Source organism: Synechococcus sp. CCY9201, from assembly GCF_034931105.1.
Lineage (GTDB): Bacteria > Cyanobacteriota > Cyanobacteriia > PCC-6307 > Cyanobiaceae > CBW1002.
The window spans coordinates 60352-72409 of the sequence record NZ_JAYGIC010000094.1; the positions used below are offsets into that span (position 1 = coordinate 60352).

Here is a 12058-nt window from a genome sequence, read left to right on the forward strand (position 1 = left end):
CGTCGCTGGAGCGGCGGGCGGAACGGAACACACAAGGGGGGGGCAAGTCGTCCTGGCCTGATGAACTACTGCCGCACCAGACCTTCGTAGCGCTGGGAGATCACGTAGGTCTGTACCTGTTTGGCGGTGTCGATCGCCACACCCACCAGGATCAGCAGTGAGGTGGCACCCAGCCCCTGGAAGGTCCGCACCTGGGTGGCGCCTTCCACGGCGGAGGGAATGATCGCCACGGCCCCCAGAAAGAGGCCGCCCAGCAGGGTGAGTCGATTCTGGACACCACTGAGATACAGCGCCGTGGCAGACCCGGGGCGTACGCCGGGAATCGCCACGCCGCTGCGCTTGAGGTTGCTGGCGATGTCGACGGGATTGACCGTGAGAGAGGCGTAGAAGAAGGAAAAGCCGCAGATCAGGGCGAAAAACAGCAGGGCATACAGCCAGGGGGTGCTGCTGTTGGGGTTGAGATAGCCGGCGATGCGGATCAGCCAGGGATTGCGGGTCACGTTGGCGATCGTGAGCGGCAGGAAGACCACGGCCGAGGCGAAGATGATCGGCATCACGCCACCGGCATTGAGTTTGAGCGGCAGATAGCTCTGGCGGGCGGCCAGCAGATTGGCTCCTCCCACCTGGCGTTTGGCGCTCACGATCGGGATGCGGCGGCTGCCCTCCTGCACGAAGATGATGCCCACGATCGTGACCAGAAACACCAGCACCAGCACCACGATGCCGCCCACGGTGGAACGGTCGCCGCTCTGAGCCAGTTCGATCGTCGATCCGAGCGCCCGGGGCAGGGTGGCGACGATGTTCACGAAGATCACCAGGGAGGCCCCCTGTCCGATCCCGCGCTCGGTGATCACCTCGCTGATCCACATCACCACCATCGAGCCCGTCACCAGCGCCAGGGAGGTCTGGATCACGAACACCGGCTCGCTGATCCCCGGCAGGGCGTATTGCCGCAGGATCAGGGCAAAGACCGTGCTCTGGAGAATGCCCCAGCCCAGCGCCACGTAACGGGTGATCTGGGCGATCTTGCGGCGCCCGGCCTCACCTTCGTTCTTCTGAAGATCCTCCAGCTGCGGCAGGGCTGCGGTCAGCAACTGCAGGATGATCGAAGCGTTGATGAAGGGCAGGATCCCGAGGGCAAAGACCCCGAGGGTGGAAAGACCGCCGCCGGTGAAGATGTCCAGAAAGCCGATCAGCTGTCCGCCCCGCTGCAGGAACTCCTGGAAAGCGACCCGGTCGATGCCCGGTACGGGGATGTAGATCCCGAGACGCACGAGCAACAGCAGGCCCAGGGTGATCAGCACCCGGTCCCGCAGACCTTTGGCCTGCACCAACTGGCTGAGGATTTCTCCGGCACTGGGGTTGCGGCCCCGGCTGACGAGCATGGCGAGGAAGGGGAAAGGGGGGGGAAGGACCAGGGTGTCAGGGAAACCCTGGCGTTGGCCGGACAAAGCAAAAGCCGTCTGTCGGGCCGTAAGGCGCTGACAGACGGCTCTGACCCTAAGGGTTGCGGATGCGGCTGGTCAGTCGACCAGCTCGCAGCTGCCGCCGGCGGCTTCGATCTTCTGGCGGGCACTGGCGGTGAAGCCGGCGGCCTGGACGGTGAGCTTCACGGTGAGCTCGCCGTTGCCCAGGATCTTGAGGGGATGCTTGGGGCTGGTCACGATGCCCGCTTCCGTAAGGGAGTCGAGAGTCACGACGCTGCCGGCGGCGAGATCGGCGAGGCGGGACACATTCACCACGGTGAAGAACTTGGGGTTCACCAGCGGGAAGTGCTTCAGCTTCGGCACCCGGCGGTACAGGGGCATCTGACCGCCCTCGAAGCCAGGGCGGGTGGGACGACCCGAGCGTGACTTTTGACCACGCATGCCGAAGCCGCAGCTGGCGCCCTGGCCGGCGGCGATGCCGCGGCCCTTGCGGAGCTTGCGACGGCGGGAGCCGGCCTGGGGCTTGAGAGATTGGAGATTGAGCGACATGGATGGCCTCAGGAGTAGATCTGCTCGAGGGAGATGCCACGCTCCTTGGCGGTCTCCTTGTGGGTGCGCAGCTCTTGCAGGGCCACCATGGCGGCACGGGCGTTGTTGAGCGGCGTCTTGGAGCCCAGGCGCTTGGCCAGCACATTCTTGATGCCGGCGAGTTCCAGCACCGTGCGGATCGAGCCGCCTGCGATCACCCCGGTACCGGGAGCGGCGGGGCGGATCAGCACGCTGGCAGCGCCGTCGCGGCCGTTGCTGAGGGTGGGGATCGAGCTGTGGCGGGTGAGGGGCACCTTGACCAGGTGCTTCTTGCCATCGGCAACGCCCTTGCGCACGGCACCGATCACGTCGCCGGCCTTGCCGACACCCACGCCCACCTGGCCGCGCTCGTTGCCGACCACGACGATGGCCCGGAAGCTCATCTTCTTGCCGCCCTTGACGGTCTTGGAGACCCGGCGGATCTGAACGACGCGCTCCTGCCACTCGGAGTCGCGCTCCTGGCCACGACGGTTGTCGCGACCCCGGCCCCCTTTGCGGTCGCCCCGGTTGTCACTGCGGCCGCCGCGGCGCTGTTCCTGCTGCTGGCCTTCGGCCGCAGCGGGAACATCAGCTGCGCCCGGGATGGCGTTGGATTGAACTTGATCGTTGGTTTCGGTCATGGTTGAGAGCAGGGATCAGAACTGAAGGCCCGCTTCCCGGGCGGCGTCAGCCAGGGCCTTGACCCGGCCGTGGTACAGGTTGCCGCCGCGATCGAAGACCACCTGCTGGATGCCCTTTGCGAGGGCACGCTTGGCGACCAGCTGACCGACGACGACGGAAGCTTCGCAGGTGCCGGCGGCCGTGATGCTGGTACGAAGGTCTTTATCGAGGGTTGAAGCCGCACAGAGGGTGTTCTGGGCGGAGTCGTCGATGACCTGGGCGTAGATGTGATTGTTGGAGCGGAACACGGCCAGGCGCGGACGCTCGGCGGTGCCAGTGAGATTGCGACGCAGACGGCGATGGCGCTTCTGGGTCTGCTGTTTGCGGGAGACGGTGGACATGGAAGTACGGGGTAACGACGCTCAGGCAGACCTCATTTCTTGCCGGTCTTACCGGCTTTGCGCAGGATGCGCTCGCCCTCGTATTTGATGCCCTTGCCCTTGTAGGGCTCCGGCGGACGAATGGCGCGCACCTTGGCGGCTTCGTTGCCCACCACTTCCTTGTCAGCACCGGAGACCAGCACGGTGGTGTTGTTCTCCACGGTGAAGCTGATGCCGTCGGGGGGCACCATCTCGACCTGGTGGCTGTAGCCGGCGCTCACCACCAGCTTCTTGCCCTGAAGGGCGGCGCGGTAGCCCACGCCGACGATCTCGAGCTTGCGGGTGAAGCCCTGGCTGACCCCTTCCACCATGTTGGCGACGAGGGTGCGGCTGAGGCCATGGCGCTCACGGGAGCGGCGGCTCTCGTTGACGGGACTCACCAGAAGAGTGTTGCCGTCCTGGGCGATGCTGACGCCCTCCGGCAGGGTGCGGCTCAGTTCTCCCTTGGGACCCTTCACGGTCACGGTGAGCCCCTCAAGGCTCACGGCGACTTTGTCGGGAACGGGGATGGGCGCTTTACCAATACGTGACATGAATCGAACTCCCGGATCAGTAGACGTAGCAGAGCACTTCGCCGCCGACGCCCTGCTTGCGGGCGTCACGGTCGCTCATCACACCCTTGGAGGTGGAGATGATCGCCACACCCAGGCCGCCCAGCACCTTGGGAAGCTGGCGGGTGTTCTTGTAGATGCGCAGGCCGGGCTTGCTCACCCGCTGCACGGAGCGGATCGTGGGCTGGCGGTGCTTACCGCTGTACTTGAGTTCGAGCACGAGATGGCTCTCAACGCCTTCACCCGCTTCGGAGATCTCGGCGATGAAACCTTCCTGCTGCAGCACCTTGGCGATGCTGCGCGCCATGCGGGAGGCGGGAATCTTGGTGCTTTGGTGACGCTTCTCACTCGCATTGCGAATGCGGGTGAGCATGTCGGAAATCGGGTCGTGATTGGCCATGGTCGTGTCCGGAAGAGGGCTCAGTTGCTACGGAACGGCATCCCCATCTCGCGGAGGAGGGCCCGGCCCTCTTCGTCGTTACGGGCGGTAGTCACGATCGTGACGTCCATGCCCCGGATGGCGTCGATCTTGTCGTAGGAAATTTCGGGGAAGATGATCTGTTCCCGGATCCCCAGGGTGTAATTCCCCCGGCCGTCGAAACTCTTGGGGCTGACGCCGCGGAAGTCGCGAATCCGGGGAAGGGCCAGGTTCAACAGACGCTCAAGGAAGGCGTACATGCGCTCACCCCGGAGGGTGACGGCCACGCCGATTGGCATGCCCTGACGGATCTTGAAGCCGGCGATGGCCTTCTTGGCGCGAGTCACCACCACCTTCTGACCGGTGATCGTGGCCAGCTCGGCGATCGAGGCCTCCAGGGCCTTGGCGTTCTGGGCGGCTTCACCGAGGCCCCGGTTGACGGTGACTTTCACCACCTTGGGAACTTCGTGAATGTTGGACAGGTTCAGATCCTTGAGCAGCTTGGGCTGGATCGTCTCCCGGTAGCGCTGTTTGAGTGACATGACGGGGGGAGGGGAATGCACTTCTGGTCGGGGTCAGAAGGCGGAAGGGATCGGGAAGATGGAGTGGAGGGTGAAGCGTTAGCTGTAAAGGCTTCCAGCCAGAGGTGTGGCCTTGGCTGCAGGCGGCGCAGGTCAGTCGAGAACTTCGCCGGTCTTCTTGAGGCGGCGCTTTTTGGTGCCGTCGGGCTCCACCACGATTTCAACGCGGCTAGCCACCTTTTTGTCGGTGGAATAGAGCATCACGTTGGAGGCATGCAGCGAAGCTTCCTCGGTGATGATGCGGCCGGTTTCGCCCTCCTGGGTGGGCTTGACGTGGCGGGTGCGCAGGTTGATGCCTTGCACGATGACGCGGTTCTCGATCGGCAGGGTGCGCAGCACCTCGCCGGTCTTGCCCTTGTCCTTGCCGGAGATCACCTGCACGGTGTCGCCCTTCTTGATGCGCATCTTGATGCGCGTCTGGGGCTTGACTTTGGGGGTGGCAGTGGCCATCTCAGATCACCTCCGGAGCGAGGGACACGATCTTGGTGAAGTTCCGCTCCCGCAGTTCGCGGGCCACGGGGCCAAACACGCGGGTTCCCTTGGGATTGTTGTCAGTCCCCAGGATCACGGCGGCGTTGTCGTCGAAGCGGATGGCGTTGCCGGTTTCGCGGCGCAGGGTGGCGCGGGTGCGAACCACCACGGCCTTGACTACATCCGACTTCTTGACGCCCATGTTGGGCATGGCGTCCTTGACGGCGGCAACGATCACATCACCCACATGGGCGTAGCGACGGTTGGTGCCCAGCACACGGATGCACTGGATGCGCTTGGCGCCGCTGTTATCAGCGACGTTGAGGAAAGTTTCCTGTTGAATCATCGGGATGTCCTGCTCAGTTGCTGCCGGGGGCCGGGGCGGCACCGGTGGTGGACAGGACCTCGGCCACCATCCAGCGCTTGGTGCGGCTGAGAGGGCGGGTTTCGGTGATGCGGACCCGATCGCCGACGCGGCAGGCGTTGCCTTCGTCGTGAGCTTTGTAGCGGGTGGTGCGGCTGACCGTCTTTTGATAGATGGGATGGGGGAAGCGGTTTTCCACCGCGACCACCACCGTTTTATCCATCTTGTCGCTGACGACGGTGCCGACCCGTTCCTTGAGTGCCATGGGAATGGGGGAGGAAATCAGGAGGCGCTGGAGCGCTGACGCTCGCTCTGCACCGTGAGCAGGTGAGCCAGCTTGATGCGGGCTTCCTTGAAGCGATGCGGATGTTCCAGGCGGCGGGTGGCCTGCTGGAAACGCAGATCAAACAGGGAACGCCGGGTGGCGTCGATCTGTTCGGTGATCTCGCCCTCGGTGAGCTTGCGCACCTCGGCGATGTCGGGAAGGGCCATGATCAGGACTCCACTGCGATGGCGGCCTGGTCTTGGTCTGCAGGTTCCTGATCGGCCAGGCTCAGAAACTTGGTTTTGACGGGCAGTTTGTACTGCGCCAGCCGCATGGCCTCCCGGGCAATGGTTTCGGTGATCTCAGGACCACCCATCTCAAAGAGGATGCGGCCGGGTTTGATCACCGCCACCCAGAATTCCGGGTTGCCTTTACCGGAACCCATCCGGGTTTCAGCGGGGCGCATGGTGACCGGTTTGTCGGGGAAGATCCGGATCCAGATCTTGCCGCCCCGCTTGACGTAGCGGGTCATCGCTCGGCGGCTGGCTTCGATCTGGCGGGAGGTGATCCAGCCACATTCCTGGGCCTGCAGGGCGAATTGCCCGAAAGCGATGGTGTTGCCGCGGGTGGCGGTGCCGCGCATGCGGCCCCGCTGCTGTTTGCGGAATTTGACGCGTCGTGGACTCAGCATGGTTCAGGCCTCCTGATCACTCTTGGTTCGAACGGTCTTCGAACTGTTGGGGCCGACGGCTGGCCCGGCGCTTCGGGGCTGCCCCCACGGGGAGCTTCTCCTGCTGGCCCGGAAGCACTTCGCCCTTGAACACCCACACCTTGATGCCAAGCACGCCGTAGGTGGTGGTGGCCACCTTGGTGGCGTAGTCGATGTCGGCACGCAGGGTGTGCAGGGGCACACGACCTTCACGGGTCCATTCCGTCCGGGCGATCTCGGCGCCGTTGAGGCGTCCGCTCACCTGGATCTTCAGGCCCAGCACGCCGGCGCGCTGGGCGCGCTGGACAGCCATGCGCATCACGCGGCGGAACGCGACACGCTTCTCCAGCTGCTGGGCGATGTATTCAGCCAGCAGAAAGGCGTCGGCATCGACCCGCTCGACTTCGACCACGTTGATGCGGACCTGACGGCTCGTATCTCCGAGGGTCTTCTGGATGCCGCTGCGCAGATCCTCGATACCGCTTCCCTGGCGGCCAACCAGCACGCCGGGGCGTGCGGTCTTGAGTTCCACTTCGAGCTGGTCGGCCTTGCGCGAGATCAGCACATCGCTGATGCCGGCAGAGCCGTATTTCTTGTGGATGAACTTGCGGATGCGGTCGTCCTCCTGCAGGAGGGTGGGATAGGTACGACTGGGGGCGTACCAGCGGGACCGGTGCTCCTGGGTGATCCCCAGGCGCAGTCCGGTTGGATGGATCTTGTGTCCCATCGTTCGGTGTCCTCGGGGGTCAGGTGGTGGGAGCAGCCACAGCAATGCTGATGTGGCAGGTCTGTTTCTTGATCGCGTAGGCGCGACCCTGGGCGCGGGGCCGGAAGCGCTTCATGGAGGGACCCATGTCGGCGCTGGCCTGGCAGACCACCAGGGTGGCCGGATCGAGACCGAGATTGTGCTCGGCATTCGCCACTGCGGAGCGCAGCACCTTGGTGATCGGGCCGGTGGAGCGGTAAGGCATGAACTCGAGCATGATCAGCGCCTCGCGGTAGGTGCGGCCGCGGATCTGATCGAGCACCCGACGGACCTTGGAGACGGAACCGCGGATGTAGCGGCCGTGAGCCAGGGCTGGGCTGTTGGGGGTGATGTTGGCCATGGCGTCAGCGACCTCCTTTCTTGTCCTTGATGTGGCCCCGGAAGGTGCGGGTGGGGGCGAATTCCCCCAGCTTGTGACCGACCATCTGCTCGGTCACGTAGACCGGCACATGGCTCTTGCCGTTGTGAACGGCAATGGTGTGGCCGATCATCATCGGCAGGATGGTGGAAGCGCGTGACCAGGTCTTGATCACGGACTTGTCGTCGGCGGCGTTCTGCTTTTCGACCTTCCGCAGAAGGCTGTCTGCAATGAACGGACCTTTCTTGAGTGAACGTCCCATAGCGGTTTAAGCGGAGAGCAAAGCGGTGGGTTACATCAGGAATCGCGTCCGCCACGGCTCCGCTTGGAGGTGCGGCGACGTTTCCGGAGCACAAACCGATTGCTGGGTTTGTTCCGCTTACGGGTTTTGAGGCCCAGGGCCGGTTTGCCCCAGGGGGTGACAGGGCCGGAGCGGCCGATCGGGGCACGGCCCTCACCACCACCATGGGGGTGGTCGCAGGGGTTCATGACCGAGCCACGCACCTCAGGACGACGACCGAGCCAGCGCTTGCGGCCGGCCTTGCCGAGGCTGGTGTTGCGCATCTCGGAGTTGCCGACCTCGCCGAGGGTGGCGTAGCACTCACGCCGCACCAGGCGCACCTCAGTGGACGGCAGCTTCAGGGCGACATAGTCGCCTTCCTTGGCCACCACCTGGGCGCTGGCACCGGCGGTGCGCACCATCTGGCCGCCACGACCGGCGTACAACTCGACGTTGTGGACGTTTGAGCCCAGCGGGATCGACGACAGGGGCAGGGCGTTGCCGGTCTCGATCGGGGACTCGGGTCCGGAGACCACCTGCTGACCGATCTGGATGCCGGCCGGCGCCAGGATGTAGCGCTTCTCACCATCGGTGTAGAAGAGCAGCGCCAGACGGGCGTTGCGGTGGGGGTCGTAGTGGATCGCCGCCACTTTCGCCACCACGCCGTGCTTGTCGCGACGGAAGTCGACGAGGCGATAGAGACGCTTGTGGCCGCCGCCGCGGTGGCGGCAGGTGATCACACCGCGGTTGTTGCGGCCCTTGCGGCGGTGCTTGGCCACCACCAGACCCCGTTCACGGCCGCGACCGGTGACTTCAGCGAAGTCGGTCGCGACCCGGGTGCGGGTGCCGGGAGAGGTGGGACGGTAATTACGGATTGCCATGGTGTTTCAGACCCCTCAGGACTCAGGGAACAGCTGGATGGCATTGCCTTCGGCCAGGCGCACCACCGCTTTCTTCACCTGGGCGCGCTTGCCGGCGAATCGCCCCACCCGCCGGGTGCGGCGTGGTGGATTCATCGTGCTCACACCCACCACCTTGACGTCGAAGAGGGATTCGATCGCCGCCTTGATGTCGGGCTTGGCGGCGCGGTGATCCACCTCAAAGGTGTACTGGTTCAGCTCGAGGGCCCGGGTGGCCTTCTCGGTGATCAGCGGCCGGCGGATCACATCCGCGAGCCGGCCTGCAAATCGTTCAGCCATCGCCGTAGACCTCCTGAATCTTCTCGAGTGCTTCCTCACCCACCACCAATTTCTTGGCATTGAGCAGATCGAACACGTTGAGCTGATCAGCGGCGATCAGCTTCACTTTTTCGAGGTTGCGCACCGACAGGCGCACCGCCTCGTTGGCCCCATCCAGCACCAGCAGCACCTTCTGGCCAGCCTCGATGCCGAGACGGCCCAGGGCGGCGGTGACCTCACGGGTCTTGGGGGCCTCAAGCTCGGCACCGAAGCCCTTCACCACGATGAGGTCATCGAGACGGCTCATCAGGGCGGTACGCAGGGCAAGGCGACGTTCCTTGCGGTTCATCGCCAGGTTGTAGCTGCGCGGCTTGGGGCCGAAAATCACACCACCGCCCGGGCGGAGGGGTGTACGGATCGAACCCTGACGGGCGCGGCCGGTGCCCTTCTGCTTGTAGGGCTTGCGGCCACCACCGGCCACTTCGGCCCGGGTCAGGGTGCTGGCCGTGCCCTGCCGGGCATGGGCCAGTTGCCGCACGACGGCGCGATGCACCAGATCGGCGGCGGACGTTTCCTTGGCGACTTTGAGCTCAAGTGAAGCCTTGCCGGCTTCCTTGCCCTGCCAATCGCGAACAACACATTCAGCCATGGTTCTCCTCCTCAGGTCGCGGCCTTGGCGCCCACCCGTTTGGCCGGGCGGATGTTGAGCAGGGCGCCGGGCTTGCCGGGCACCGAACCCTTGACCACCAGCAGGTTGCGCTCGGCATCCACCTTGAGGATGGTGAGGCCACGGGTGGTGATCTGTTTGCCGCCGTAGCGGCCTGCCATGCGCTTGCCGGGGTAGACACGGCCCGGCGTGGTGCCGGCACCGGTGGAGCCGGGTTCGCGGTGGTTCTTGGAACCGTGGGTCATGGGGCCGCGGCTGAAGCCGTGGCGCTTCTGATAGCCGGAGAAGCCACGACCCATGGTGTCGCCACTCACATCGACCTTCTGGCCCGCCTCGAAATCGGAGACGGTGATGGGGTTGCCCAACTCAAGACCGTCGAGGTTGTCGACGCGGTATTCGCGCAGGTGGCGAACGGGTTGGTCACCGGATTTGATCTGGTGGCCCTTGGCGGGCTTGTTGACGAGCTTCTCGCGAATCTCGCCGAAACCGACCTGCACGGCGGTGTAACCGTCGGTGCCGTCGCTTTTGAGTTGGGTGATGCGGCAGGGACCAGCCTCGATCACGGTGACCGGGATGGATCTGCCCTCTTCGTCGAAGAACTGGGACATGCCCAGTTTCTTCCCAAGAATGCCGATGGACATAGGAAGGGGAACGACGCCAGCAGGACCACCGCAGCCCCCGTGCCGCAAGGCACCGGTGAAGCGGTGAAGCTGAATTCGGGATGTCGCAGAAACGGCCGGAGGCCGGGGCTAGCGAAGCGAATCAGCGGGCTGGGACTTGCGGCGGGAGTGGTCCGGCTCTGAACAGAGCCGCTCCTGTCAGCAGTTTCCCGGCGGATCGCACAGCGATAATCGCTGCTGGAGCCGCACTGGCCGGGAAGCTCACCTCCACGGGCGAGCTTTGTGCAGAGCTCTGGAGGCCCGGCTAGCGGACGGGCACAGATCTGCAGCACAAGAAATCAATGTAGCATTTGGTTGAGATGACCCTGTTGAGCTCTGCCTGGATCTGGCGCAGCGGCCTCCCGGATCCTCTGCCGCTTGCCTCCAGGGCTGTCAGACTGGTGTCTGCCACCGTTCCTCCCGCTCCGATGCCCCTGCTGCTCACCGGCCGCGGTTTCCGACAGGACCTGGAGAACGCCGGCGCCCTGGCCTTGTTCGTGCCCCTGGAAGGTGGTTCCGAAACCCGCTTGCTGCGGCGTCTGCGGGCGGCCGGCTACCGGGCTCAGCTCACCACGGCCCGCGGCCTCGGAGATCCCGAGGCCTACCTCTTCCAACTGCATGGTGTGCGCCCGCCCCATCTCGGTCACCAGAGCGTTGGCCGCGGCGCGGCGGTTGGCGAGGTGCAGCGGGTGATGCCCCAGCTGGGAAGCCTGCTGGAAGGCGAGGCACCCATCCTGCTCTGGTTGCTGGAGGGGGCCGTGCTCTCCAAGGCCGAACTGGCCTCCCTGGTGGCGCTCAGCCGGCGCGAGCCGCGCTTCAAGGTCGTGGTGGAGATGGGCGGTGCCAGGTCGTTGCGCTGGCAGCCCCTGGCCGAGCTGGCGGATGGCTGAGCTCCAGCCATCTTCCCTGCGGGGCTGAGGGTGCGGCTGGACCCCCTGGCCCTTCCTGATCGTGCCCTGGCCGGCGGGTACTGGGTCAAGTGGATCGGCGGTGCCAGCAATCAGGATCTTGGCGCCCTTGAGGATCTGGCCGGCATCTACACCCTCGCCGGGGTGCATTGCCTGGATCTGGCGGCGGATGCCGCCGTGGTGTCGGCCGCACGGCGTGGGATTGCCTGGGCCCGTGAGCGCGGTGCCGCGCAGCCCTGGCTGATGGTGAGCCTCAGTGATGGGAACGATCCCCATTTCCGCAAGGCCTGGTTCGATCCGGCGCGCTGTCCTGCGGACTGCCCGCGGCCCTGCGAACGCGTCTGTCCCGCCCTTGCCATCGGTTCCTCCGGCGGCGTCATCGCCAGCCGCTGTTATGGCTGTGGCCGTTGCCTGCCGGCCTGTCCGCTTGGGCTGATCGAGGAGAGGGCTCAATCGGTGGAGGGTGCCCTGGTGCCCGCCTTGCTCGCCCAGCTGCAACCCGATGCCGTGGAGATTCACACCCAGGCCGGCCGCGGCGAGGCGTTTCGGCAGCGTCTGGCCGAAGTGCACCGCAGTGGTGTGCCCCTGCGGCGCCTGGCGGTGAGCTGTGGCCTGGAGCGGGGTGCAGGCGTGTTCAGCGGGGAAGGGGGCGCGGGAGACTCACCACCTCCTGCGCCGCCTGGGCCCGAGCCATTGGCGGCTGAGCTCTGGCAGCGCCATGCGGCGCTGCGGTCCTGCGGTTTTCGGCCGCTCTGGCAGCTGGATGGCCGTCCGATGAGCGGGGATGTGGGCGCTGGCACCGCCCATGCCGCCGTGCTCCTGCTCGAA

21 protein-coding genes are annotated in these 12058 nt (G+C 65.4%); 2 read left to right on the forward strand and 19 right to left on the reverse strand.

The genetic code is table 11. The features are described 5' to 3' along the window. Positions 1-65 precede the first annotated feature (65 nt). The 19 genes from secY to rplC all read right to left on the reverse strand — a co-directional run bounded on the left by secY (position 66) and on the right by rplC (position 10304). Positions 66-1385 (reverse strand): preprotein translocase subunit SecY, encoded by a 1320-nt coding sequence (secY, locus tag VB716_RS09385; RefSeq protein ID WP_197171717.1) that lies wholly within the window; start codon positions 1383-1385, stop codon positions 66-68. Between the two features lie 138 nt (positions 1386-1523). Next, the gene (gene rplO / locus VB716_RS09390; RefSeq protein ID WP_197157058.1) at positions 1524-1976 is read right to left on the reverse strand and encodes a 50S ribosomal protein L15; all 453 of its coding nucleotides are present in this window, start codon (positions 1974-1976) and stop codon (positions 1524-1526) included. 8 nt (positions 1977-1984) lie between these two features. After that, positions 1985-2635 carry a 30S ribosomal protein S5 gene (gene rpsE / locus VB716_RS09395; protein ID WP_197157056.1) on the reverse strand — a complete coding sequence of 217 codons (651 nt, stop codon included), beginning with the start codon at positions 2633-2635 and terminating at the stop codon, positions 1985-1987. Positions 2636-2650: 15 nt separating this feature from the next. Beyond that, on the reverse strand, positions 2651-3016 hold the full coding sequence (rplR, locus tag VB716_RS09400; RefSeq protein ID WP_197157054.1) for a 50S ribosomal protein L18: 366 nt from the start codon (positions 3014-3016) through the stop codon (positions 2651-2653). A gap of 32 nt (positions 3017-3048) precedes the next feature. Next, the gene (gene rplF / locus VB716_RS09405; protein WP_197157052.1) at positions 3049-3588 is read right to left on the reverse strand and encodes a 50S ribosomal protein L6; all 540 of its coding nucleotides are present in this window, start codon (positions 3586-3588) and stop codon (positions 3049-3051) included. Positions 3589-3604: 16 nt separating this feature from the next. Then, positions 3605-4006 (reverse strand): 30S ribosomal protein S8, encoded by a 402-nt coding sequence (gene rpsH / locus VB716_RS09410; protein ID WP_197157050.1) that lies wholly within the window; start codon positions 4004-4006, stop codon positions 3605-3607. 20 nt (positions 4007-4026) lie between these two features. After that, entirely contained in the window at positions 4027-4566 is a 540-nt protein-coding gene (rplE, locus tag VB716_RS09415) for a 50S ribosomal protein L5 (protein ID WP_197158908.1), read from the reverse strand. 132 nt (positions 4567-4698) lie between these two features. Continuing rightward, positions 4699-5055, reverse strand: coding sequence for a 50S ribosomal protein L24 (rplX, locus tag VB716_RS09420; RefSeq protein WP_197157049.1), 357 nt, complete (start codon positions 5053-5055; stop codon positions 4699-4701). Between the two features lies 1 nt (position 5056). Then, positions 5057-5422 (reverse strand): 50S ribosomal protein L14, encoded by a 366-nt coding sequence (gene rplN / locus VB716_RS09425; protein ID WP_197158907.1) that lies wholly within the window; start codon positions 5420-5422, stop codon positions 5057-5059. 13 nt (positions 5423-5435) lie between these two features. Beyond that, positions 5436-5705, reverse strand: coding sequence for a 30S ribosomal protein S17 (rpsQ, locus tag VB716_RS09430; RefSeq protein WP_197157047.1), 270 nt, complete (start codon positions 5703-5705; stop codon positions 5436-5438). A 17-nt stretch (positions 5706-5722) separates the two neighbouring features. Next, the gene (gene rpmC, locus VB716_RS09435; RefSeq protein ID WP_197157045.1) at positions 5723-5932 is read right to left on the reverse strand and encodes a 50S ribosomal protein L29; all 210 of its coding nucleotides are present in this window, start codon (positions 5930-5932) and stop codon (positions 5723-5725) included. 2 nt (positions 5933-5934) lie between these two features. Continuing rightward, a complete protein-coding gene (gene rplP, locus VB716_RS09440; RefSeq protein WP_197157043.1) occupies positions 5935-6396 on the reverse strand; it encodes a 50S ribosomal protein L16 in 462 nt (153 codons plus the stop codon). A 16-nt stretch (positions 6397-6412) separates the two neighbouring features. Beyond that, the gene (gene rpsC / locus VB716_RS09445; protein WP_197157041.1) at positions 6413-7141 is read right to left on the reverse strand and encodes a 30S ribosomal protein S3; all 729 of its coding nucleotides are present in this window, start codon (positions 7139-7141) and stop codon (positions 6413-6415) included. 19 nt (positions 7142-7160) lie between these two features. Then, on the reverse strand, positions 7161-7520 hold the full coding sequence (rplV, locus tag VB716_RS09450) for a 50S ribosomal protein L22 (protein ID WP_197157039.1): 360 nt from the start codon (positions 7518-7520) through the stop codon (positions 7161-7163). A gap of 4 nt (positions 7521-7524) precedes the next feature. Then, the gene (rpsS, locus tag VB716_RS09455; protein ID WP_197157037.1) at positions 7525-7800 is read right to left on the reverse strand and encodes a 30S ribosomal protein S19; all 276 of its coding nucleotides are present in this window, start codon (positions 7798-7800) and stop codon (positions 7525-7527) included. A 35-nt stretch (positions 7801-7835) separates the two neighbouring features. Continuing rightward, positions 7836-8699: a 50S ribosomal protein L2 gene (gene rplB, locus VB716_RS09460; protein WP_197157035.1), complete on the reverse strand. Its 864-nt coding sequence runs from the start codon at positions 8697-8699 to the stop codon at positions 7836-7838. A 15-nt stretch (positions 8700-8714) separates the two neighbouring features. Further along, on the reverse strand, positions 8715-9017 hold the full coding sequence (locus tag VB716_RS09465; protein ID WP_323247386.1) for a 50S ribosomal protein L23: 303 nt from the start codon (positions 9015-9017) through the stop codon (positions 8715-8717). After that, positions 9010-9645: a 50S ribosomal protein L4 gene (rplD, locus tag VB716_RS09470; RefSeq protein WP_197157032.1), complete on the reverse strand. Its 636-nt coding sequence runs from the start codon at positions 9643-9645 to the stop codon at positions 9010-9012. Before rplD ends, VB716_RS09465 begins: the two co-directional genes overlap by 8 nt. Positions 9646-9656: 11 nt before the next feature. After that, complete coding sequence (gene rplC / locus VB716_RS09475) at positions 9657-10304, reverse strand: 50S ribosomal protein L3 (RefSeq protein WP_197157030.1); 648 nt, start codon at positions 10302-10304, stop codon at positions 9657-9659. Between the two features lie 446 nt (positions 10305-10750). Here rplC and VB716_RS09480 point away from each other — a divergent pair, with 446 nt between their 5' ends. Together VB716_RS09480 and VB716_RS09485 are read left to right on the forward strand one after the other, a co-directional pair. Continuing rightward, on the forward strand, positions 10751-11212 hold the full coding sequence (locus VB716_RS09480) for an NAD(P)H-quinone oxidoreductase subunit N (RefSeq protein WP_197158906.1): 462 nt from the start codon (positions 10751-10753) through the stop codon (positions 11210-11212). Between the two features lie 30 nt (positions 11213-11242). Then, positions 11243-12058: LdpA C-terminal domain-containing domain (locus VB716_RS09485; protein WP_323270311.1), on the forward strand; the 816-nt coding region annotated here is incomplete at its 3' end.

What these genes read in the sequence shown, in the direction of transcription:
- secY (WP_197171717.1), bottom strand. Translation starts at nt 1,385, where the DNA reads ATGCTCGTCAGCCGGGGCCGCAACCCCAGTGCCGGAGAAATCCTCAGC.
- rplO (WP_197157058.1), bottom strand. Translation starts at nt 1,976, where the DNA reads ATGTCGCTCAATCTCCAATCTCTCAAGCCCCAGGCCGGCTCCCGCCGT.
- rpsE (WP_197157056.1), bottom strand. Translation starts at nt 2,635, where the DNA reads ATGACCGAAACCAACGATCAAGTTCAATCCAACGCCATCCCGGGCGCA.
- rplR (WP_197157054.1), bottom strand. Translation starts at nt 3,016, where the DNA reads ATGTCCACCGTCTCCCGCAAACAGCAGACCCAGAAGCGCCATCGCCGT.
- rplF (WP_197157052.1), bottom strand. Translation starts at nt 3,588, where the DNA reads ATGTCACGTATTGGTAAAGCGCCCATCCCCGTTCCCGACAAAGTCGCC.
- rpsH (WP_197157050.1), bottom strand. Translation starts at nt 4,006, where the DNA reads ATGGCCAATCACGACCCGATTTCCGACATGCTCACCCGCATTCGCAAT.
- rplE (WP_197158908.1), bottom strand. Translation starts at nt 4,566, where the DNA reads ATGTCACTCAAACAGCGCTACCGGGAGACGATCCAGCCCAAGCTGCTC.
- rplX (WP_197157049.1), bottom strand. Translation starts at nt 5,055, where the DNA reads ATGGCCACTGCCACCCCCAAAGTCAAGCCCCAGACGCGCATCAAGATG.
- rplN (WP_197158907.1), bottom strand. Translation starts at nt 5,422, where the DNA reads ATGATTCAACAGGAAACTTTCCTCAACGTCGCTGATAACAGCGGCGCC.
- rpsQ (WP_197157047.1), bottom strand. Translation starts at nt 5,705, where the DNA reads ATGGCACTCAAGGAACGGGTCGGCACCGTCGTCAGCGACAAGATGGAT.
- rpmC (WP_197157045.1), bottom strand. Translation starts at nt 5,932, where the DNA reads ATGGCCCTTCCCGACATCGCCGAGGTGCGCAAGCTCACCGAGGGCGAG.
- rplP (WP_197157043.1), bottom strand. Translation starts at nt 6,396, where the DNA reads ATGCTGAGTCCACGACGCGTCAAATTCCGCAAACAGCAGCGGGGCCGC.
- rpsC (WP_197157041.1), bottom strand. Translation starts at nt 7,141, where the DNA reads ATGGGACACAAGATCCATCCAACCGGACTGCGCCTGGGGATCACCCAG.
- rplV (WP_197157039.1), bottom strand. Translation starts at nt 7,520, where the DNA reads ATGGCCAACATCACCCCCAACAGCCCAGCCCTGGCTCACGGCCGCTAC.
- rpsS (WP_197157037.1), bottom strand. Translation starts at nt 7,800, where the DNA reads ATGGGACGTTCACTCAAGAAAGGTCCGTTCATTGCAGACAGCCTTCTG.
- rplB (WP_197157035.1), bottom strand. Translation starts at nt 8,699, where the DNA reads ATGGCAATCCGTAATTACCGTCCCACCTCTCCCGGCACCCGCACCCGG.
- VB716_RS09465 (WP_323247386.1), bottom strand. Translation starts at nt 9,017, where the DNA reads ATGGCTGAACGATTTGCAGGCCGGCTCGCGGATGTGATCCGCCGGCCG.
- rplD (WP_197157032.1), bottom strand. Translation starts at nt 9,645, where the DNA reads ATGGCTGAATGTGTTGTTCGCGATTGGCAGGGCAAGGAAGCCGGCAAG.
- rplC (WP_197157030.1), bottom strand. Translation starts at nt 10,304, where the DNA reads ATGTCCATCGGCATTCTTGGGAAGAAACTGGGCATGTCCCAGTTCTTC.
- VB716_RS09480 (WP_197158906.1), top strand. Translation starts at nt 10,751, where the DNA reads ATGCCCCTGCTGCTCACCGGCCGCGGTTTCCGACAGGACCTGGAGAAC.